This window comes from Laspinema palackyanum D2c (genome assembly GCF_025370875.1).
GTDB lineage: Bacteria > Cyanobacteriota > Cyanobacteriia > Cyanobacteriales > Laspinemataceae > Laspinema > Laspinema palackyanum.
This window is the reverse complement of record NZ_JAMXFD010000006.1, coordinates 132076-152306: the sequence shown is the minus strand read 5'-3', so window position 1 is coordinate 152306 and position 20231 is coordinate 132076. Positions and strand designations below refer to the sequence as shown.

Sequence of the window (20231 nt, the reverse complement as noted above, 5' to 3'; positions counted from 1 at the left end):
TCCAATTATGTTAAAACACAACCTAATCAAAGTAAATCTGAGGAGGACAGCTTACCTGGGGGGGTTCCTCTTAGGCGCGATGATGGCGATCGCTTCCCCGAGTTTCGCACAAGAGGAGATGCCGATGCCTCAATCCTCTCCGGCAACGGAGGAGAGCGTCCCTGGGTTGACTGAACCCTTTTTTGCCGATGTCGTTGTGAAAAACCGACCTATTTTTCAAGTCGGCAGTGTGGGAAATCTGAGCGCACGAGAGCGCGCACAGATTATCAACCGACGCCTAAGCAGTTTGATAGGTCAATCGGAAACCGCAGACTCGATTACTGTTCAGTATAATCAGACCGAAAATTATGCAACCTTGCAAGTCAACAACCGCGTGATTATGACGGTAATCGAGCAGGATGCCGAGGATTTTGGGGTTGCAAATGCTCAAATTTTAGCCAATCAGTGGGCGGAGGAATTGAACGAAGCTCTTGATCGTCCTCCCCTGGCGATCGATGTCGCCCAACGCCTCAATGCCACGGTGCGGAATTTACTTCAAGATGCAATTGGTAACTTACCCTCGCTGGTGGGAGCATTAATTGTCATCTTATTAACTTGGGGTTTTGCTATTGCTGTCCGTCGGATTGCCTATAGTTGGGCGCAAAAAACCGAAGGCGATCACAGTACAGAACTGTTGATTTCTCGCTTGGGTTATGGGGCGATTTGGGTGATAGGTTGGGTGATTGCCTTGGGCGTTTTAGGGCTAGATTTTGCCGCGTTACTCGGAGCATTAGGACTCACCAGTGTGGCGATTGGTTTTAGTTTAAAAGATGTTTTAAGTAACTACATTGCCGGAGTGATTCTGCTGGCAGTTCGTCCCTTCCGGATTGGGGACCAGATTGCGATCGGTGACTATGAAGGCACCGTCACCGAAGTTCAACTCCGCGCCACCACCATCAGAACTTATGATGGACGGCTGATTTATATTCCAAATCAAGAAGTCTTTTCATCCAGTATTACGAACAATACCGCTTCACCTCGGCGACGCACATCGGTGATGGTTGGTATTGATTATGACGCCGACATTAACCAAGCGAAAGCCGCAATTTTAAAAGCCCTTAATGAACTTGACTTAGTAGAACCCAGTCCGGCACCTGAAGTCCTCGTTCAGGAATTAGCTGCCAGTACGATTAATTTAGAAATTCGCTTTTGGGTGGATTCCCGACGAGCCGAGTTTCTGGAAATGACCTCTCAGGGCGCTCAAAGAATTAAAGAGGCATTAGACCGCGCAAACATTGAAATGCCGACGGAAATTTATACGCTAACTTTTCGGAATTTACCTCCCTCGATTCAGTCCTCCCCACCCCAAGGCTAAAGCCCGAGAATCCCTGATTAAAGCCCAGCTATTCACCCTAGAAGAGAATGAAACCTAGGGAGGGGTCGGTCAAGTTTTACTCAGGATTCCCCCCGGGGAGATGGAGAGTGATGATGTCCGGGAAGGTTCCCGAAAGAGTGAGCAATACCTATCTCCAGACTGATTTAAAGCTAAAAATTATGGGTTATAACTAACTCATAATAATACGACAGTTTTTAGTCAAATTGGAGATTAAATCATGAGAAAATTTACTCACTCGAACTTACCCGCAGCATTTGTGAGTTTATTGGCGATCGCCGGAGGATTACTAACGGGAACTGCCCAAACCCTTTCCGCCTCAACGCCCTCCTGGCAACAAGCACAGGCACAGGCAGCCCAGAGTTTCTGCCGTCGCACCCTCGCTCCCTCTGGGTTGATTATTCGCCAAGGACCGAATCCCAACAGTCCCCAGGTGGGATTTGTTCCCTTTAACCAACAAGTGACCCTAGTCCAAGGATTTCAAGGCATCCGAGGACCCGACGGACGTCAATGGGTCGAAATTGCTGCCCCCGTGCAGGGATATGTATCTAATGGATATGGCAATACCAGCAATTTGGGCTATTGTGTCGAACAAGTGGGAACCACTCCCGTACCCAGTACCGGACCCACCCCGGTTAACTTATGCCGAGAAGTCAATGGCGATCGCGCACCCCGAGGGTTAGCCATTCGCGAAAACCCGTCCCGCCTTTCCGCCTACAAAGGCGGAGTAGATGCGGCTGCACGAGTCACCTTAGTTGAAAACTATCAACTCGTCCGAGATCTCAATGGCGAACCCCGAGATTGGGTTCAAATTACGTTCCCGATTAATGGTTATATTTCCGCTGACAGTTTAACCGTCTGTCCCCAAGGTTAATGGGGGTTAACTAGCATAAATAATCCCTCTTTTGTCTCCACAAAGGGGGGATTATTTTATAAATTTAACTTCAAGGAAATTAAGCAAAGGGCGGATCTACATTTATTGACATAAGCAGTAACAGTGCGATTATTGAGTTTCTGTTGCGGTCAAATGTGGTGATTCAATGCTTCTATTCATGGGAAAAGCGGTTGAATCTAAGCTTTCCAAAATTTTCCGTATCCAAATCTATTGTCTCTACCCCCAAACTCTCCTACTGCGATGCTAAATGAGTGAGCCATTGATCCGCCTCTTTATACTTGCGGAACTTCTGCTCGTCTTGGCGAAATTCTGGGGTATGCACATTCAAGCGTCCATTCACCCATTTTCCCTCATGCTGTTTATGGAGTAACTCGTGATACAAGACGAACTCCACCACATATTGCGGAACCCGATCGCTATCTAAGCTAATACTCAACACCACGCGATCGCGTCCCCGTTCGTAATGGCCGAATTTGCGGGTGGTAAAGGACCGATTCCAGCTTAGGCGTGGTTTGACCATTTTGCCCCCAAAATACTCTCGGTTGACGGTGTGAAACAGGCGATCGAGGTTATAGCATTTCCCTTGGGGATTCTCGGATTCTGTATCCGCTATCAAATCTAGCTCTAACACGACTTCGCTGTAGTCATCGGAAAGAGCATACTCTTTAATGGCTTGACTATCTGCTTGATTTTTGCCCCGAAAGGCTAATCTAACCAGAACGGCTAAAATCTCATCGTTGGCGTTAATAAAGGCTTCATTAATTTGAGCTTTCGCCTCTAGTGGGCCAATTTGTCCTTTGTACAAATGGGTGATATTTGTAAACTCAACGGCGATAGTTTTGCAGGGATGGTGCATCTGACTCCACAGCATTTCTTCTGCCAGTTTTTGGGTGCGTCTTGTGGCACTCAGATGGCGTTCTAAATTTGACTCGGCAGTTAAAAATTTTATCCAAGCATAAGTCTGTCTGGCGGTTTTACTTAATTGGGCTGGGGTGGCATTCTGTTGAGTGCAGATTCTTTCGATTGTAGCAACGGTTTCTTGAAGACTCTTGAGCAGGTGCTGTTGTTGTGAATGACTGTTTTTGGGATTGGCGAGGATGGAGGCGATCGCGGCTAAAACCTGTTGTTGTTGATTGCGAATATTTTTCAGGCGAATCGGTTGTACGGATACTGCCGGACTATTCGGGGATGCGACAGGCAGGTTGGATAAGTCGATTTGTGCCAGGAACTGATATGCTTTGCGCGAGGGTGTCGGGAGTTGCGCGGGACTGATATTGGCGTTGGCACAGATTTCGTCAATCTTGCCGAGGGTTTCTTGGATGAATTCCTGAAAACTGACCAGGCGACTGGGAGGGACTCCTGCCTGTAACTGACTTCGGGCGATTTGTGCTGCTTTGACGATTCCCTGAATCCGAATCATGCCGTTTCCTCCTGGGGCGATCCCCGTGGCGATTCATGTTTGAGGGTAACAGCAAAGGGATTGCTGCTGCAAATTCTCCACCGGGAGTGATCCCCAGATTAATGACCCTTGTCCTCAAGAGAGAATTTTTAGGGTTAAATCAGCTATTGCCAATTCATAATTACGGATAAAAAATTGATGAATTGCAGTATTTTAAGGGTTAAATCGGCTAGATTATAGGCTGAAAGCCTTATGGAGCAAGGTTTTGTAGGTTCAAAAGCTCAAATATTAACACAATATTAAGATTGATCCCCAATAATGTAACAAAAGGTTAATATCAAAGAGAGGGTTGCACTCAGCGCAGCCCAGTGCGGCGGTAATTTTATAAAAATGAGGCTCTAAACAATGGCTCAACTCCAGGCTCCCGAAGCAGCTATAGGTAATGGTACCGATATTCTTTGTTGCTACGTTAACATTACAAGCAAAATTCAGATTATCCGAATCTGTAATATTGCCAATTGGTATTTTGAACGGGTGATGTTTCCCGGTCAACGGCTCCTGTTTAAGGCCCCTGAGCAGTCCCTGTTAGAAGTCCATACGGGAGGAACGGCAGGGGCGATTCTCTCGGATACGATTCCTTGCGATCGCCTGATTTGTGACGAATAGAAACAGGTTTAACTTGGCATTTTTTTTGAAAAATCCAAGACTGAACCCCCGATGGGTTCGTCGATAAAAGATATCGAATTTAAAACCTGAAATATTGCTGAGATGGTAACCACGGATTACACAGATTTTCACTGATTAATTCAAAGGAAATTAGGGTAATCTGTGGTTAAATATTTTTAAAAGGATGGGTGATGAGTGAACTGCGGGCTGTGATTTTTGATGTGGATGGGACTCTGGCTGAAACTGAGCGAGATGCTCATCGTCCCGCGTTTAACCGGGCATTTTCGGAGGCGGGATTAGATTGGGAATGGTCGGTAGAGTTTTATGGAGAATTATTAGAGATTGGGGGAGGGAAGGAACGAATCCGCCATTATGTGCAGCAGTATCAGTCAGATTTCCCCATTCCCAATCAAAATTTAGATCAGTTTGTTATCGATTTGCATGAGATTAAAAATAAGTATTTTGGTCAGTTAGTGGTGGATAGAATTCCCTTACGTCCTGGGGTGATGCGGTTAATGCAGGAAGCGCAACGGGAGGGAGTACGTCTGGCGATCGCCACGACTTCTGATCCCCATAATGTCGAGGCGTTGTTAAAAAGTGCAATTTCCCAGGATGGTCCGAGTTGGTTTGAAGTGATTGCGGCGGGGGATATGGTTCCGGTTAAAAAGCCCGAACCGGATGTCTATCAATATGCTCTCCAGGCTTTAAATTTACAACCGGAGGATTGTTTGGCGATCGAGGATTCCAATCAAGGATTATTAGCAGCTAAAGCGGCTGGGGTAAAAACGGTAATTACAGTTAATAATTATACCCGCAATCAAGATTTTTCTGGGGCAGAATTGGTGATAGATTCTCTGGGGGAACCGGATGAACCGTTTAGGGTTTTATCTGGAGATGCCGGTGAAGCGACTTATTTTGATTTGGCATTGGCGCGACGGTTGCATCAGAGGGGATGAGTTGTTGGGTTTGTGGGAACTACTTGCACCCGGAAACGACTGAAGTCGTTACTACGAACAGGGGAGAACGACTGAAGTCGTTACTACGAACAGGGGAGAACGACTGTAGGGGCGAGAAAGCGAATCGCCCCCAAAATGGGTTATAGGGAATCAATTTTTCGGGCGGTTTCTGATAGGTTAGCTTCTCGTTGACCTTGCGATCGCGCTTGGGTACAGATTAAACCGATGGGAGTTGATAGGATATCTGCTAGGGTGGCTTTTTGGGCAACTGCTTTTAAGGTATTTAGAGGTAACTCTTTTAAAACCCAGCGAGTTAATCGATAAAGATATTCCCGTTGGTCCAACTCTCTCATCAAATCAATTCCGTGGAGTTCATGTAAGTAGCGATTGGATTTGCCATATCTGCGCCATTGACTTTGTAACGCTTTCAAGGTTGTCCGATGGCGATGTTTGACGATCGCAGTTGGGGCAAATTCAAACTTCCATTCGGTTTCTCTGAGGATGCGCCAGCAGATATCCGCATCTCCTCCGGTTGTTAGATAACTGCGAAATAACCCAACTTCGGCAAAAATAGACCGGCGAATGCCCAGATTTGCCGTTTGTCCGTAGGGACAAAAGGGATGAGCTAAGGTATGTTTTTGAGAGAGAGTTTCTTCCCGTTCCGCATATTGTTCTAAGATGTTATTTCCGGGGAATGCGGCAATTTCTCCCACCACAATTCCCAAATTTTCTTGAATAAAGGGCTGAATTAAGGAGAATAACCAGTTGGGTTCCGGACGACAATCGGCATCGGTAAAGGCGATGAATTCCCCCGTGGCGGCGCGGATGCCGGTGTTACGGGCGGCGTAGGAACTTTGGATTTGTGGTTCGCTAAGGGCACGAAGGGTGATTTCTGGGGTGTTTTGAACCGCATCTTGGAGGAGGGTTGGGGTGCGATCGCTGCTATTGTTATCCACAATAATATACTCTACCTTCTGAGGGGGATAGGTTTGCGATCGCAGGCACTCTATCAAGTCAGGTAAATCTTGTTCGCCATTATAAACCGGCACCACGACGGATACCGGGGGCAAAAACGAGGGAGGCATCGGTTGGGATATAGGTTCAGGGTTCATCAGAATTTATAAAATAATGATTTTAATTGATTTTAATTGATTTTAAATGGCAATGGCGCACGATTGTGCGCCATTGGAGGGGAGTCATTGCGCCGAAGCTGAACGCCAATTAACCTAAAGTCAGACCGAGGATAGCCAGAACCCCACAAATCACATAAAATGCAGCGACGATTTGCAATTCTGACCAGCCACTCAGTTCTAAATGATGATGAATTGGAGCCATTTTAAATAAGCGTTTGCCAATGCCATCGGGTCCTTTGGTGGCCTTATAATAAAGCACTTGGGCAATTACCGAGAGGGATTCTACAAAGAACAGTCCACTGAGGATAAATAAAGCCCAAAGACTATCACTGGTTAGAGCAACGGCAGCTAAGGCACCGCCCAAGGCAAGAGACCCGGTATCCCCCATAAAGACCCGCGCTGGGTTGCGATTATAGGCGACAAAACCGATACAGCTACCACTGATGCAGGCACAGAAAATTCCTAAACTGGGATGGGTGGAGGCGACTAACCCACCTAATCCCAAAAAGGCAACGGCCCCAGTTCCTCCCATCAATCCATCCACGCCATCGGTTAAATTGGTGGCATTACTTTCGGCAACTAGGACAAATTGGGCTAGGACCCAAAAGAAGAAACCCAAGGGTAAAACGATGCCAAAGGGGAGGGTAATATTGGTAATGGTTGGGGGTTGAGTTAAGGCTAATCCCAAACAAAAGAGTGCGCCGAAACCGAATTGTAAGGCCAATTTCATTTTTGGAGAAATGCCTTTATTCGACTTGCGCCTCAGAATTTGCCAGTCATCCAACCAGCCAATAAAACCATAACTGAGGGTGAGGGCGACGGAGGCAGTCGCCTCCGGTGCAAACCCCGACCAAATCAGCGCCACCAGGGTTGCCACCGGAATAAAAAACACCCCGCCCATTGTCGGAGTGCCTGCTTTTTTCAAATGACTTTGAGGACCATCCTCTCGAATCACTTGTCCAGTTTTGAGTCGTTGCAGGGCGGGAACCACCCAGTACCCCACGGCAACCGTTGCCAAAGTACAGGCAAACAGGGGTAGGGTCAAGGTTTCACCGAGATTGGCGATTCTCCCACTCAACCCATCCAGGATGAGCGATGCCCCAGTCACGGCAACGGTTAAGAGCCAAAATAAACGAGTTCCTGACAGGTTCAACGACTGAACCGCTCCCATTTTTGCGTCCACTGATTTAATATCCTCACTCCACACAGACTGTTACTCCAAGCTCGGCGATCGCTTCTCCGGTGAATCTCCATTAAAATACTCTAAAAGTGAACAACAGGTTCAAACGGGGGCGAATTGCTCCAAGAGACCTCTCCTTGGCCCTCTCCTACAAAAAGAGGGAGAATCAGGAAATTTTTTTCTGGCTGTAAGGGCCTCTCCGGCTCCCCCTTCCCTCGGAGGGAAGGGGGTTGGGGGGTGAGGTCTCTTAGCCTACACAATCAAGACCCATCCGAGGCAACCCAAGATAGATTTAACCTAAGTTAATCCTGAAACTCAGCGGTTTAGTCTTCCTCAACTAACTCATTATCATCATCATCGTCATCGTAGGTGCTATCTTCTACAGACATGAGTGCAGCAATTTCTTCTTCATCAATGGCATACTCATTCTCTTTGTCCTCCCGGGCAATCAAGCGACCATTGGATTCTAGCCAATCAAGGATAGACGTTTCTTGTTGCAAAGGAATCACATCAGCAATTTTATAACGAGATTCTTCGCGTAGAGACGGGTTGTACATCTAAAACTCCTGAAAGTAAAGTCGCTCAAACTTAACGAGATCGGGCAAACTGTGGCGGGAGTGGCTGTCTTGGGGAGTGACCCCTTCCTATTCAGAAGTTTGGAGACTCCGGCAGTGTAGACCCTTGTCAACCCTTGTCAACCGCTTCTTAGGAAGCAGAGACGACGGGCTAACCCGTAACAGTACCCCTTGACAATTTTATCGGAAATTGAGTCATTCCCCCGATTTTGGAGAGAGAAAGCATCAATATTGCCTGCATCGGCAACAGAATGGCCTCCATAATGGTAGAAGCTGCTGAGTTGAACTTGAGGAAGTCTGAATGATTGGCAAAACGGAATTATTAGAGGCGATCGCCGGGAAAAATCGCGGAATACTCGCCACCCCCTCCCAAAAACAAGCCATTCTCGCAGCGGTTTCCCAATTGGAGGACCGCAACCCCACCCCCCGTCCCCTGGAAGCAACGGACCTCTTAGGGGGAAATTGGCGACTGCTGTACACCACCAGCGACGAACTCCTCCGTCTCGATCGCTTTCCCCTGGCAAGTTTAGGTCAAATCTATCAATGCGTGCGTCCCAGTCAAGGCAAAATTTATAATATTGCCGAAATTTCTGGATTGCCCTACTTAGATGTTTTAGTCAGCGTAGCGGCTCGATTTGAAGGGGTTTCGGAACGGCGAGTTGAGGTGAAATTTGAGCGGGCTGTTGCCGGATTACAGAGTCTTATTGGGTATCAATCCCCGGACCCCTTCATCGAAGAAATTGAAACAGGCAAAAAATTTCTAGCGTTGGATTTCCAAATTCCTACCGGAGAACAACAAGGGTGGTTAGATATCACCTATCTGGATAGTGATTTGCGGATTGGAAGAGGAAATAAAGATAGTGTTTTTGTATTAACCAAATCATGATGAATGCCAACGCCACCCGAGAAGATTTTCCCGTCACTCGCCAAAATCGCCTCTCCCAAGGCCAACTGAATATGCTGCAAACTTGCCCGCGCAAGTTTCAATATACTTATCTGGAACATCTCTCTTCCCCCGTTACCCCGGACCAACGAGAAAAAATGGTCTGGGGGAGTCGGTTTCACCTGTTAATGCAGCAACGGGAATTGGGGTTACCTGTGGAACTGTTGTTGCAATCTGATGAGCAAATGCAACGGTGTTATCAGGGATTACTGGAGGCTGCACCGGACCTCTTTAAACCGGAGTCTCCTGGAAATCGCCAATTTCGAGCAGCGGAACATCGGCGGATTATGAATTTTCAAGGGTATTTATTCACAGTTATTTATGATTTAATCATCGCTGATGAAACCGGCGCTCAAATCTTGGATTGGAAAACCTATCCCCTGCCCAAAAAAGAGCGCACCCTCGAAGAGAACTGGCAAACGCGGTTGTATCCGTTTGTGTTAGCGGAAACCAGCGATTATGCACCGGAAGATATTACGATGACCTATTGGTTTGTGCGGTCGGCGGAAACAGGGGAGAATGCCAAGTCTAAGTCAGAATCTTGGACTTTTTATTACAATCGCGCCAAACATCAAGAAATGGCAAAACATCTGACTCAGTTGTTGAATCAGTTACAAACCTGGACTCAAGACTATGAGAACAGGAAGCCCTTTCCCCAAGTTGCGGTAACGGAGGGAGTCTGTTACAGTTGTCCCTTTGTGACGCGCTGTCAGCGTGGAGGCGAGTCCGGGTTCCGGGTCAATGAGGGCGATCGCATGACGGCTTTTTCTGACATTGAAGAAGTAGAATTGTAACCCGCCAAGGGAACGGAAAAATGATGACGAAATCAGCGGAGCTCCTTAAATGCAGAACAGATTATCGCCCTTTTAGGACCGGGAATGACAATTTTCCGGGGTATTCCAGCGATCGCCGGGGTGCTTGGGAGTGGGTGCAGTGGTGAGGATGAGTTGACCATTGGGGGCGATCGCCCAGGTATTGGCCTCGACTAAGGGAGGAGTCGGGGGTATCATCGCGGGTTGATCGCCGGTGAACCGCTGTGGGGTTAAATCCCGATTGCTTTGCACGGTTCCCAAATCCTCCAAAATGCGATCGCCATTGAAGGGGTCGGTGGGATTGGGGGGTAATCCTCCGCGTCCTGTCACAATAAACTCACTTTGGGATGCTCCCGTACCACAACCTTCAAAGACCAGATTTCCCAGGTTAAGCATTTCTGAGGGGAGAGCAATTAACCCGTGGGTGGGTTGGAGATCCGGGGTATTGACTGAGACTACTCCATCAATGCCTTGGTTAGAACTGGCGGTAATTTGACTCTTGGGACTCTCAAACAGAGCTTGGGTGAAGATTTGGATGTTCCCGCCCATGCCTTCTACGGCAGTGGCCCTAATTCGACTATTTTCCAGTAAGGCGATCGCATCGGTGGTGACTGCCACATTGCCACCATCTCCGGTTCCTAACGCTTCAGCGGAAATAGTAGACCCTTGTCGCAGAGTCAGCAGATCATTCACCTCTAATTGAACATTCCCGCCTCGACCGGATGCGGCAATTCCCAACAAAAATCCATTATTCAGACTCAAACGATCGCTGGCAATGTTAAGATTGCCTGCCTCTCCCGTCCCTTGAGCGCTGACGGAGATGCCACTGTTTTCTAGGGTCAGCGATCGCGTATCGATTTCTAAAAATCCGGCATCGCCGATTCCCTCGGTGGACGTTTCCAAGGCACTTTTTTCTTGCAGTTCCACCGATTCGGATGCGGCAATTCCCAAAAAACCTGCATTTCCCTCACCTGAGGCAAAGGTGGAGACAATGGATTGATTTTGGAGGCTCAATTGATCGGTTTGGATTAGCACATACCCCGCACTTCCCGCTCCTTGACTGGTGGAAATCATGGAGGATTGGTTTTGGAGTTGGACAGACTCCGATGCGTTGACCCGAATATTTCCCCCGGATCCGGTGGCGAGGGTGGAAGCGATGATTTGCGAGCCGTCTTGTAAGCGTAAGTCACCTGTATCAATAAAGATATCACCGGCGGGACCACTACCGCCCGTGCCTGTTAGCAAATAAGCGCCTTGGAGATCAATGCGATCGCTGGCGCGGACACTCAAGGTTCCCCCATTTCCCTGAGTGAGAGTGCCGGTGGCGATGTGAGCCGAGTTGCGAACGCTGAGTCTTCCGGTTTCCAGGGTGAGATTGCCTGCGTTACCGGAACCGGAACTCACAGTAAATAATCCATCCTGAATCTGCTCCGGTTCAAACCCGCCTTCTACAACCGATTGAACTAAATTAAAGGTTCCGGTTCCGGTCAGTTCTACAAAGTCCGTCGCTCGAATAGTGAGGTTGCCTCCGTCGCCGGTGCCTTCCGTGGAGGTGGAGATGAGCGCCCCATCCCGGACAATCAGCGATCGCGTGTTGAGGGTCAAACTTCCCGCCGGTCCCTCGGACTGAGCTTGGGTTTTGATACTGCTGAGATATTGTCCATCGGGACTGCTGCCGCTGACTTCTATTTCTGAGGCAGTGACGGTGACGATTCCCCCGGGAACTGCGGCGAAGGTGGTGGCGACAATCTGAGCGCCCCCGCGAAGGTTGAGTTGTCCGGTTTGAATCTTAATATTTCCGGCAGGTTGAGTGGCATTGACATAAGCACTGGCAAAGATGCCACTGTTAAACCGACCGCCGAAACTGGTTCCCCCTATTTCGATGGAGTCAGATACCGTGATGCTAATGGTTCCGCCTAGACCTGCACCAAAGGTGGAGGCGGCGATCGCACCCCCATTTTGGAGTGTCAGGGTTTGGGCATTCAAGGTGACATCCCCGGCATCCCCACTGCCCAAATTATCGGCAAACAGTTCGGATTCGATGAGGTGTACCATGCCACTGTTGACGGTCATATTGCCTCCCTTCCCATCCCCAAAGGTAGCGGTAGACATAAAGGCGGAGTCAGTGAGCTTTAGGGAGGGGGTATTCAGAGTGAGATTGCCTCCGTTGCCCGTACCGAAAGTGATAGAAAAAATGCCGGTTCCGACGTCTTCGGGGCGGGTGATTTCTTGGCTAAACAGGCGATCAAGGGTTTGGTTAAAGCGGTTGTCCCCAGTCATGACCACTGCCTCGGTTGCCTCGATGGTGAGTTGGCCTCCGGTGCCACTGCCAAAGGTGGAGGCGGAAATCAAGGCGCGATCGCTTAAGTTCAGGCGTTCCGTGGTGATTTCGATGCCTCGGCCGGTTCCGTTCCCCAAGTTATCGGCTAAAATTCGGGATTGGTCGGTGAGGGTGAGGTCGCGACTGCCGATGCGGATTTGTCCTCCCGCTTCTGCGCTCACGTCGAGCAATGCACCGGCTGAAAGTGCGATATTTTGGGCAGTTAGGTCAATTGTGCCACTCGGTGCTCTCAGTTGCGCGCCCTGGAGGGCCAAGTTGTCCCCCACTAAGGCTAACTGTTGGCCCGTGGGGACTTCTAGGCGAGCACCGTTGAGGGCAATGTTCCCCGGGTTTGTTCCCAGTTGCAACCCCATTGGTGAGCTCACCGTTAACAAGGGGGGGGTGTCTCCGGGATTGGCGGGAAATTCAGTGCGATCGCTAAATTGGATGCGGTCCCCGGCACTGACCACAAATGAACCCCCGATATTTAACTGAGCATTTGCCCCGAATATGATTCCATTAGGGTTTAATAAAAATAGATTAGCGCTGCCATTGGCTTGGAGAATTCCATCGATATTCGAGGGGTTAATTCCCGTGATTCGGGTGAAAATATTTTGAATACTATTGCCCTGATTAAAATAGGCACTCCCCCCGGTGGGCAAGCTAAATTCCGTAAAACTATGGAACAGATTGGGCCCGGCAGGAGTGCCGCCTGTAATGACCAGGCGACTGCCCTCTGGGGTGACGATAGAATTAACGGGAAGTGTGGTATCAGGAACAATTTGAGCGCTGCTGGGATAGGAAAGTAGGCCAATGGAAAAGGGTAAAAGCAACCAGGGGATTTGCCAGGAGGGCTTGGGTTTAACCTGCCGAATTAGAGACAACATAATGGCACGAAAGTGACAGGCCGGATATTATGCCCTAGGGTATCACAAGTTGGGGACAAACTGTCAGAACGGTTTAGTTTTTTATAGGGGGTGCTTAGAACCCTAGTCAAGTCTTCCATTAAGGGGACTGAGACCGGGTTTTTGGCCCTGATAGGGAGCAAGATGTGAGGGGACCCTGCACAGGCAACACCCGCCCGGGGTTGAAACGATTGGCGGTCTAATAACTTAAGGCAACAACCGGCGGGGGATTTATCCCCCGCCTGAGATCTTGCACCTGTTGCAACAACCGGCGGGGGTTTAAACTAACAGCTAAAGTCGTCTAAAGACGACTGAAAACACCACGGGATATAGACTTGCAGTCGGTTTTTAACCGACTTTAGCTATTAGGCGGGGGTTTAAACCCCCGCCGGTGTTGAAAATGCTGCAAGATGTCAGTTGAAACCGACTGAAACTATTAGACTGTAATATTTTTAGAGGGTTTTTAACCGACTTGATTTTGTTAGGCTGGGGTTTCTACCCCGCCTGGTGTTCCCCCATTTTTAGAGGCGATCGCCAAAGTCAAACGGTTTGTCCAGAACAGGGACAACATTATGATAATATGATTAAAATCATCTAACTTTATGAGTAGGAAACCCTTGATGAGTTCTGAGACTCCCCTTTCAGAAGAAAACCCAAGCGAGGCTAGTTTAGAAGCCCTTGACCCTAGACCGGAAATTTATCCTGGGGAAGTTTTTGCGAATGTGGCGGATTTTGATAGTGGCATTCGCCAACTGCTGCCGATTTATGATGACTTATTGGCGGCACTACTGCGTTGCATTCCTGTTACCAGTAAACAAATTTTAGAATTAGGGTGTGGGACGGGGGAACTTAGCCTTAAACTATTGGCTCACTGTCCCGATGCTGAATTAGTGGCGGTGGATTATTCCCCACGAATGTTGAGCGTTTGTCAGGATAAAATTGCAGCAGCAGGCTATGGGGAACGGGTGCGATGGATCGAGGCAGATTTTGGCAATTTGGCAACCTTAAATGTGCGAATTGCACCGCATCAAGGGTTTGATGTCTGTGCCTCTTCGTTAGCGATTCATCATCTTAGCGATCCGGTCAAATTAAAACTGTTTAAATGGGTTCGTCAAAATCTGTCCCCAGGGGGATGTTTTTGGAATGCTGACCCCGTACTATCAGAAACTCCAGGTTTAGAGGCCGTTTATGATGCAGTCACAGAGGAGGGGGTCAAGGCACAGGGAATCACCCTAGAAAAAGTACGGGCTAAATGTGGTCAAACCATTCCCCAGGGATACTCGGGTCCCGATCGCTTGGCAACGGTGTTAGAACAGGTAGAGCTTTTGAAATCTGCCGATTTTGCCACAGTAGCTATCCCTTGGAAACACTATGGACTGGCAGTTTTTGGGGGAATTTCTGGAGCGATTTAGAGCTACGGAGGCTGGGGGATTGGCGAGATAGAGAGCCAGTTTGCCGAAAAGGAGCAGAAACCCGCCGCTCATCGCCCAATTTATCCCGGGGAAATTCTGAGTCGAAGTCAGTCCTAGACGGGAGTAAAAACCGCTATAATTGCCACAACAGGTGGCGATGGGGACTTACCCCGATCACTCCTGTGGTGAAAGATTTCTCTAAATTTTCCGAGTCGGTACAATATTTAAGAGAGTAATCTGGCTCAAGCAATGGTGTCTTAATTCAAAAGACTCGTGTCCCCCTAGCGAGAAAATCAATGTTGGAACAATCACGCTCCCCGATCCGGCGCTATAGTTTTGCTGTGACAACGGTAGTCTTGTCTTTGCTCCTGAAGTTTTTAATTTCTTCAGAACTGATGACAAACAACCCATTTTTGTTGTTTAGCGCAACAGTGGCGGTGAGTGCTTGGTATGGAGGACTTCAGGCTGGATTATTGGCTACACTATTAGCCGCAGCTTGCGGGGAATATTTCTTTTTGTTCCCATTTTATTCCTTCGGAGTACATAGCCCCGGGCAAACTTTAGCCTTGGGGGTATTTCTGCTAGAAGGATTAGGAATTAGTTGGCTGATTTCGGCACTTTACACCTCGCGACAAAAAGCCGAATTGTATGCTCAGGGGTTAGAAAATACCCAGGAACAATTCCGACAGATTGCGGAAAATATTGATCGGCTGATTTGGATGACTGACCCGGAAAAAACCCAAATCTTTTATGTTAGTCCGCAATATGAACAGATGTGGGGGCGATCGCTAGATAGTTTGTATCAGCAACCCTCCTCGTTTTTGGAGGGAGTCCATCCCGAGGACCGCGATCGCGTCAGAACCGCTTTAGCTAAACAATCAAGCGGGGAATATCATGAAGAATATCGCACGGTTCATCCGGACGGCAGGATTCGTTGGGTGCGATCGCGGGCCTTTCCAATTCACGATAATCGTACCGGAAAGGTGTATCGAGTTGCGGGAATTGTTGAAGATATCACCGAACACAAGCAAATAGAGCAGGAGTTTTTACACGCCAATGAGCGGTATCAACGGGCTTCAAATGCCGTCAATTGTGTCATTTATGACTGGGATTTAGAAACTCAGCAGGTGGTTCGCAGTGAAAGCCTCACCCAACTTTTAGGCTATCCCTTAAACGAGGAAGGACAAGATGCCCAGTGGTGGCTTTCTCTGATTCATCCTGATGACTTAGAACCGGCCTTTATTGCGATGAATAAGGCGTTAGAACATGAGAATCGGTTTGATATAGAATATCGCATTCGGCACCAAGATGGCCGATATTTGAATGTATCCGATCGCGGAGGGATTCAGCGAAATGAATCGGGGAAAGCGGTGCGCGTTATTGGCACAACCCTGGATATCAGCGATCGCAAAAAAGCCGAAACCGAATTACAAAAACGAGAAGAACTCTTCCGAACCTCGGTGGAAAACTTGCTGGATTGTTTTGGAATCTATACGTCCGTGCGGGATGAATCGGGAAAAATTATAGACTTCCGCATTGAATATATCAATGCCGCAACTTGTGCCAGCAATGGATTGACTCGGGAACAACAGACTGGAAAAAGACTCTGCGATTTATTTCCTGGACACCGAACCAGTGGACTCTTCGACGAATATTGCCAAGTCGTTGAAACCAGACAACCATTGGTTAAAGATTCCTTTCTGGACGAACAACTCACCACCGAAACCGGAGTCCCTAAAGCATTTGATATCCGAGGCGTTGCATTTGGAGATGGATTTTTGGCAACCTGGCGCGATATCACTGAACGCAAACAAGTGGAAGATGAACTCTACCGACGGGAACGAGAATTTACAGCCTTGGCCGAAAATTCACCGGATATTATTAAGCGGTTTGACCGAAAAATGCGTCTTTTGTATGTCAACCAAGCCATATATCGAGTCACCGGGCGATCGCCAGAAGAGTTTCTGAACACAACTAACCCGGAACTCACCTTTCCCGGAACTCCGTCGGCAGAGTGCCAAGGGGCCATTGCCCAAGTTTTTGCCACGGGAGAGCAAGGCGAAATTGAATGTGATTTAACGGATGTCAAAGGGGTGACTCGCTATTATCAGTCTCGCTTAGTTCCGGAATTTGACCGCGATGGCGCAGTGGAATCGGTACTGTCTCTAAGTCGCGATATCACCGAATATAAACTTGCTCGGGCCACATCGGACCGCAACCAGGAACGGCTACGATTGGCGTTGGAATCTGCAAAATTAGGCTTGTGGGATTATGATTTAGAATCGCAAGAAATTTCGGGGTCCCGGCGATGTTTGGAAATAGTTGGACTGGACATCCCCTCGATGGTCATGAAATATACTCGGTTCGTGGAATGCCTGCATCCCGAGGACCGGGACCGGGTGAATCGGGCCGTACAACGTGCGATTACCGATCAGGCCGATTATGACATTGAGTATCGGATTATCCGAGGAACGGATGAATCGGTGCGATGGCTTGCGGCAAAAGGTCGAGCGTTTTATGATGACCGAGGGACTGCAGTGCGGATGGGGGGAGTCATCCTGGATATTACTGAAAGGAAAAAGGCCGAGGAAGAACGCGATCGCCTGCTCAAACAACTGGAATTTGAGCAACAACTGTTAAAAGCAGTCCTACAACAAATGCCTGCCGGTGCGATCGTGGCGGAAGCGCCTTCGGGGAAAGTGCTGCTGAGCAACAAGCAAGCGCAAGCGATTTTGACGGGTGCGATCGCCGCCGACACACATTTAGAAGAGGATCGCTTGTTCCAAGGCGTTCATCCCGATGGACGACCCTATCAACCGCAAGAATTGCCCATGTCTCGGGCAATTACTTTGGGTGAGACGGTGATTGATGAAGAACTCGAAATTCCCCTCACGAATGGTCACTCTCAGATTTTGTGCCTCAGTGCTAAACCCGTGAAAAATTTAGCGGGACGAATTGTTGCCGGGGTGGTGATGTTCTACGATATTAGCGATCGCAAGTTAGCCGAACGCCAGCGTGAGGAGTTGCTCCTGCGCGAACAGGAAGCCCGGAGGCAGGCAGAAGCCGCCAGTCGCATGAAAGACGAATTTTTGGCAATTGTTTCTCACGAGTTGCGATCGCCCTTAAATGCGATTTTAGGCTGGTCTCGGCTACTGCGTCGTCGCAAACTCAACCCAGAAAAAATGGCTCAGGCCCTGGAATCCATCGAACGCAATGCCGAAATGCAAACCCAGTTAATTGAAGACCTCCTGGACATTTCGCGCATCATTCGCGGCAAAATTCGCCTCTACCTGCGTCCGTTGCAATTAATCCCGGCAATTGAAGCCGCCATCGATACCGTGCGTCCCACTGCCGAAATTAAAAAAATCCAGTTGGTAACGACCCTTGATCCAGGAGTGGGATTGGTTTCCGGAGATGGCGATCGCCTCCAACAAGTCGTCTGGAATCTGCTCTCCAATGCGGTAAAATTCACGGCAGAAGGCGGACGAGTGGAGATTTGTTTAGAACGGGTGGAAAACTGGATACAAATCCGGATTAGTGATAGCGGAATCGGCATCGAACCGGAATTTTTACCTTATATGTTTGAACGATTCCGGCAGGCGGATAGCAAAACCACGCGATCGCATGGGGGGTTAGGACTGGGGTTGGCGATCGTTCGCAACCTCGTCGAACTACATGGCGGCCATATTTTTGCTCAGAGTCCCGGACTTGGAAAAGGTTCTACCTTTGTAGTGCAACTCCCCTGCTTGCAAGATACAAGCGATGGGATAGAGGAGCAATGTGCGGGGTCGTCATCGGTGGAGTGCGATCAATCCTTCTCAGAACTCGCCGGGTTAAAAATCTTAGTCGTGGATGATGAATTTGATACAAGGGAGTTTTTAATTACTGCCTTGGAACAATATGGGGCCGAAGTTTTTGCCGCTGCCTCCACTGCCGAGGCGATCGGCTTAATCCAAAAAATGCAACCGGAAATTCTCCTCAGTGACATCGGAATGCCTGGAGAAGATGGCTATACCTTAATTCGCCAAATCCGCAGCTTACCCCCAGAACAAGGGGGACAAATTCCTGCTGCCGCCCTCACTGCCTATACTCGCACCGAAGACCGCATTCTCGCCCTCGCCGCCGGATTTCAAATGCACATTCCCAAACCTATTGACCCTAGGCATTTGATAGAAGTGGTTGGACAACTGCGGAAAAAATAATCATGCCCTTAAAATTTACTGCAATCCGCAACTTTTCGGAGAATTAATCCCCTTAATTCCCCGACAGTTTTGCGTCAATAATACTCGGATTTTTCTCCCTCAATAAATAAGTGGTCATTTCTCCCTTGCCCTTAATAAATACCTTCCCCCGTTCCTGAAACAGATACTCGCCTTTCAAAAACTGATAGGTTTCCCGAGTCACCTGAATCGCCCCGGGAATACCATGAGATTCCATCCGAGAGGCGAGATTAACCGTATCCCCCCACAAATCATAAATAAATTTTTTAATGCCAATCACTCCTGCAATTACCGGACCCGTGGCGATGCCGATGCGGATGCTAAAATTCTGCCCAGTTTTTTGGTTAAATGTGGCGATCGCCCGCTGCATATCCAACGCCATATCGGCAATGGCTTGAGCATGATCATCCCGAGGTTCCGGTAACCCCGAAACCACCATATAAGCATCCCCAATTGTTTTAATCTTTTCTAACTGATGCAATTCCGCCAAGGCATCAAACTCCGAGAAAATCTGATTGAGCAACTCCACTAAATCCCAGGGAGAAATTTGGGAAGACAGTTCCGTAAATCCGACAATATCGGCAAATAAAACCGAAACATTCGTGTAACTATCCGCCAAATTTTTGGGATTTTGCTTTAACCGAGTGGCAATGGAATGGGGTAAAACATTCAGTAATAAACTTTCTGAAAGTTTTTGTTCTTCTTCCAATTGAGCATAAGCCTCCTCTAAATCCCATCGGGCTTTAAACTCCGCTTTTTGTAACTGTTCATATAAATAAACGGATAAGTTGCCAATAAAACAGACCCAGAAGAAATACAAAGCCAGTACGGAAGGTTTCATCCAACTTATCGAGTTACTGAAGTTTACCCCCAAGGCGGAATTTACCCCCAGAAAATACAAAAACACCCCCAATTGAGCCGCTAAATGGAGATACCAACGCACCGGAGTAAATGTCGCTTGACCGAAAAACATAATTGTCCAAACTAACAGTTCCGGTTGAGCAACTCCTGACAAAGTACGCGAAATCTGCGGAACAATCGTCACCACCCAATAAAAGGCGAAAAAGACTAAACTCGGATAGCGGCGACCTAATTTGCTATGCTGAAGTAACAGACATAACAGTAAACAGATTTCAATACTCACCTGCGATCGCAACCAGTCCGGCCTAAATTCCTCGGGACGGAACAACCAATTGCTCACTTGTAGCAAACTGGCACTCAAAAAGGCCATCAATCCAATCCACAACCCCACATCCAGACGCTTGCGCATGAAACGGTCCCGCCATGCCTGATATTCAGCATTACGGGAAGCATCGGCAGAGAGGGGGGACTTGAGTATCTTAGTCAGTAGGGACGCTACCGGGTTGTTTTCAAGAAAGTCATGCTGCATGGGTGTTTGCCATCCGGTTGAGGGACTTGAATGCCAATCGGTTCTCCTGAGTC

14 protein-coding genes are annotated in these 20231 nt (G+C 48.4%); 8 read left to right on the top strand and 6 right to left on the bottom strand.

The window, feature by feature from the left end; genetic code table 11:
* The first annotated feature begins 7 nt into the window (after window positions 1–7).
* Together NG795_RS10180 and NG795_RS10175 are read left to right on the top strand one after the other, a co-directional pair.
* Window positions 8–1354, top strand: a complete 1347-nt coding sequence (locus NG795_RS10180) for a mechanosensitive ion channel family protein (protein WP_367288554.1) — start codon at window positions 8–10, stop codon at window positions 1352–1354.
* Window positions 1355–1592: 238 nt separating this feature from the next.
* The gene (locus NG795_RS10175; protein ID WP_367288553.1) at window positions 1593–2246 is read left to right on the top strand and encodes an SH3 domain-containing protein; all 654 of its coding nucleotides are present in this window, start codon (window positions 1593–1595) and stop codon (window positions 2244–2246) included.
* A gap of 253 nt (window positions 2247–2499) precedes the next feature.
* On the opposite strand, the gene NG795_RS10170 is transcribed toward NG795_RS10175, so the two are convergent.
* Window positions 2500–3687: a M48 family peptidase gene (locus NG795_RS10170; RefSeq protein ID WP_367288552.1), complete on the bottom strand. Its 1188-nt coding sequence runs from the start codon at window positions 3685–3687 to the stop codon at window positions 2500–2502.
* Between the two features lie 384 nt (window positions 3688–4071).
* Between NG795_RS10170 and NG795_RS10165 the strand changes: the two genes are divergently transcribed.
* Window positions 4072–4332: a DUF1830 domain-containing protein gene (locus NG795_RS10165; protein ID WP_367288551.1), complete on the top strand. Its 261-nt coding sequence runs from the start codon at window positions 4072–4074 to the stop codon at window positions 4330–4332.
* A gap of 191 nt (window positions 4333–4523) precedes the next feature.
* Window positions 4524–5288, top strand: coding sequence for an HAD family hydrolase (locus tag NG795_RS10160; protein ID WP_367288550.1), 765 nt, complete (start codon window positions 4524–4526; stop codon window positions 5286–5288).
* A gap of 140 nt (window positions 5289–5428) precedes the next feature.
* Here the strand turns inward: NG795_RS10160 and NG795_RS10155 are convergent, their stop codons facing one another.
* The 3 genes from NG795_RS10155 to NG795_RS10145 all read right to left on the bottom strand — a co-directional run bounded on the left by NG795_RS10155 (window position 5429) and on the right by NG795_RS10145 (window position 8158).
* Window positions 5429–6400 (bottom strand): glycosyltransferase family 2 protein, encoded by a 972-nt coding sequence (locus NG795_RS10155; RefSeq protein WP_367288549.1) that lies wholly within the window; start codon window positions 6398–6400, stop codon window positions 5429–5431.
* A gap of 109 nt (window positions 6401–6509) precedes the next feature.
* Window positions 6510–7592: a phospho-N-acetylmuramoyl-pentapeptide-transferase gene (gene mraY, locus NG795_RS10150; protein WP_367288698.1), complete on the bottom strand. Its 1083-nt coding sequence runs from the start codon at window positions 7590–7592 to the stop codon at window positions 6510–6512.
* A 332-nt stretch (window positions 7593–7924) separates the two neighbouring features.
* The gene (locus NG795_RS10145) at window positions 7925–8158 is read right to left on the bottom strand and encodes a DUF3134 domain-containing protein (protein WP_367288548.1); all 234 of its coding nucleotides are present in this window, start codon (window positions 8156–8158) and stop codon (window positions 7925–7927) included.
* A 319-nt stretch (window positions 8159–8477) separates the two neighbouring features.
* Between NG795_RS10145 and NG795_RS10140 the strand changes: the two genes are divergently transcribed.
* Both NG795_RS10140 and NG795_RS10135 read left to right on the top strand, forming a co-directional pair.
* Entirely contained in the window at window positions 8478–9062 is a 585-nt protein-coding gene (locus NG795_RS10140; protein WP_367288547.1) for a PAP/fibrillin family protein, read from the top strand.
* Entirely contained in the window at window positions 9059–9913 is an 855-nt protein-coding gene (locus NG795_RS10135) for a PD-(D/E)XK nuclease family protein (RefSeq protein ID WP_367288546.1), read from the top strand. The genes NG795_RS10140 and NG795_RS10135 overlap by 4 nt, the downstream gene beginning before the upstream one ends.
* 72 nt (window positions 9914–9985) lie before the next feature.
* On the opposite strand, the gene NG795_RS10130 is transcribed toward NG795_RS10135, so the two are convergent.
* Window positions 9986–13138, bottom strand: coding sequence for a two-partner secretion domain-containing protein (locus NG795_RS10130; protein ID WP_367288545.1), 3153 nt, complete (start codon window positions 13136–13138; stop codon window positions 9986–9988).
* Between the two features lie 638 nt (window positions 13139–13776).
* On the opposite strand from NG795_RS10130, the gene NG795_RS10125 reads away from it, so the two are divergent.
* Both NG795_RS10125 and NG795_RS10120 read left to right on the top strand, forming a co-directional pair.
* Window positions 13777–14568, top strand: a complete 792-nt coding sequence (locus NG795_RS10125) for a class I SAM-dependent methyltransferase (RefSeq protein ID WP_367288544.1) — start codon at window positions 13777–13779, stop codon at window positions 14566–14568.
* A gap of 296 nt (window positions 14569–14864) precedes the next feature.
* Window positions 14865–18770, top strand: a complete 3906-nt coding sequence (locus tag NG795_RS10120; RefSeq protein WP_367288543.1) for a PAS domain-containing protein — start codon at window positions 14865–14867, stop codon at window positions 18768–18770.
* 52 nt (window positions 18771–18822) lie between these two features.
* Here the strand turns inward: NG795_RS10120 and NG795_RS10115 are convergent, their stop codons facing one another.
* On the bottom strand, window positions 18823–20178 hold the full coding sequence (locus NG795_RS10115; protein ID WP_367288542.1) for an adenylate/guanylate cyclase domain-containing protein: 1356 nt from the start codon (window positions 20176–20178) through the stop codon (window positions 18823–18825).
* Window positions 20179–20231: the final 53 nt, after the last annotated feature.

What these genes read in the sequence shown, in the direction of transcription:
- NG795_RS10165 (WP_367288551.1), top strand. Translation starts at nt 4,072, where the DNA reads ATGGCTCAACTCCAGGCTCCCGAAGCAGCTATAGGTAATGGTACCGAT.
- NG795_RS10140 (WP_367288547.1), top strand. Translation starts at nt 8,478, where the DNA reads ATGATTGGCAAAACGGAATTATTAGAGGCGATCGCCGGGAAAAATCGC.
- NG795_RS10125 (WP_367288544.1), top strand. Translation starts at nt 13,777, where the DNA reads ATGAGTTCTGAGACTCCCCTTTCAGAAGAAAACCCAAGCGAGGCTAGT.
- NG795_RS10180 (WP_367288554.1), top strand. Translation starts at nt 8, where the DNA reads ATGTTAAAACACAACCTAATCAAAGTAAATCTGAGGAGGACAGCTTAC.
- NG795_RS10175 (WP_367288553.1), top strand. Translation starts at nt 1,593, where the DNA reads ATGAGAAAATTTACTCACTCGAACTTACCCGCAGCATTTGTGAGTTTA.
- NG795_RS10160 (WP_367288550.1), top strand. Translation starts at nt 4,524, where the DNA reads ATGAGTGAACTGCGGGCTGTGATTTTTGATGTGGATGGGACTCTGGCT.
- NG795_RS10120 (WP_367288543.1), top strand. Translation starts at nt 14,865, where the DNA reads ATGTTGGAACAATCACGCTCCCCGATCCGGCGCTATAGTTTTGCTGTG.
- NG795_RS10145 (WP_367288548.1), bottom strand. Translation starts at nt 8,158, where the DNA reads ATGTACAACCCGTCTCTACGCGAAGAATCTCGTTATAAAATTGCTGAT.
- NG795_RS10115 (WP_367288542.1), bottom strand. Translation starts at nt 20,178, where the DNA reads ATGCAGCATGACTTTCTTGAAAACAACCCGGTAGCGTCCCTACTGACT.
- NG795_RS10130 (WP_367288545.1), bottom strand. Translation starts at nt 13,138, where the DNA reads ATGTTGTCTCTAATTCGGCAGGTTAAACCCAAGCCCTCCTGGCAAATC.
- NG795_RS10155 (WP_367288549.1), bottom strand. Translation starts at nt 6,400, where the DNA reads ATGAACCCTGAACCTATATCCCAACCGATGCCTCCCTCGTTTTTGCCC.
- mraY (WP_367288698.1), bottom strand. Translation starts at nt 7,592, where the DNA reads ATGGGAGCGGTTCAGTCGTTGAACCTGTCAGGAACTCGTTTATTTTGG.
- NG795_RS10170 (WP_367288552.1), bottom strand. Translation starts at nt 3,687, where the DNA reads ATGATTCGGATTCAGGGAATCGTCAAAGCAGCACAAATCGCCCGAAGT.
- NG795_RS10135 (WP_367288546.1), top strand. Translation starts at nt 9,059, where the DNA reads ATGATGAATGCCAACGCCACCCGAGAAGATTTTCCCGTCACTCGCCAA.